The 1157-nt window shown below is 66.8% G+C and carries 1 protein-coding gene; it reads left to right on the top strand.

Annotation, left to right across the window (positions count from 1 at the left end; translation table 11 throughout):
- The first annotated feature begins 89 nt into the window (after window positions 1–89).
- The gene (locus tag AC0IW9_RS30325) at window positions 90–1157 is read left to right on the top strand and encodes an IS630 family transposase (protein ID WP_471652027.1); all 1068 of its coding nucleotides are present in this window, start codon (window positions 90–92) and stop codon (window positions 1155–1157) included.

Genomic DNA, 1157 nt, shown 5'->3' with positions numbered 1-1157 from the left:
CTAGTGTCCTGATCGCAAAGTTCCTACGATCACATGGCTGATCGTAGGAGGCGGTGGTGGGCAAGCCTGCGGTGTCGATTGCGTTGAGCATGGCCGAGCGGCGCGAGCTGGAGTCACTGGCGCGGGCTCGCAAAACGGGCCAGGCAATGGCACGGCGGGCCCGGATCGTGCTGGCTGCGGCGGCAGGGCTGGAGAACAAGGTGATCTGCGCCGAGGTCGACGCGGACGCGAACACGGTGGGCAAGTGGCGTCGCCGCTTTGCCGAGCATCGGCTGGACGGGCTGTTGGACGAGCCGAGGCCCGGCACGCCCCGCAAGATCGGTGATGACGCGATCGCCGATACCATTCGCCGAACGCTGGAGATGCGACCGGCCGGGGCCACGCATTGGTCGTTGCGCTCCATGGCCCGAGCGGTTGGCTACGCACCGTCCACTATCCACCGGATCTGGCGGGCATTCGGGCTGCAGCCGCACCGCAGCGAGACCTTCAAACTCTCGACCGACCCGCTCTTCGTCGAGAAGGTGCGCGACATCGTCGGGCTGTACATGGCCCCGCCCGAGCGCGCCCTGGTGCTGTGCGTGGACGAGAAGTCCCAGATCCAGGCGCTCGACCGCACCCAGCCGCTGTTGCCGATGCGCCCCGGCCAGGCCGAACGCCGCACGCACGACTACACCCGCCACGGTACCACGAGCCTGTTCGCCGCACTCGATGTCGCCACAGGCGCCGTCATCGGCCGCTGCTACCCAAAGCACCGCTCCAGCGAGTTCCGGAGGTTTCTCGACCAGGTCGAGGCCGCCGTGCCGCCAAGCCTCGACGTCCACCTCGTCATGGACAACTACGCCACCCACAAAACCAAGCCAGTCCGTGACTGGCTCGGCAAGCGTCCCCGCTGGCACGTCCACTTCACACCGACCGGTGCGTCCTGGATCAACCAGGTCGAACGCTTCTTCGCCCTCCTGACGGAGCGTCAGCTCCGCCGCGGCGTCCATCGCTCCACCGCCCAACTCGAAGCGGCCATCCGCGCCTTCATCGACGCCCATAACGCCGAACCCAAGCCCTTCCGCTGGACCAAGTCGGCCAACGACATCCTCGCCGCCATCCAGCGCTTCTGCCTCCGTTCCCAACAGATCGGAGGAACTACGGAATCAGGACACTAG

Source organism: Belnapia sp. AC561 (genome assembly GCF_979252845.1).
Note: the sequence above shows the minus strand (reverse complement) of the source record. Positions and strands in the feature narration are given on the sequence as shown.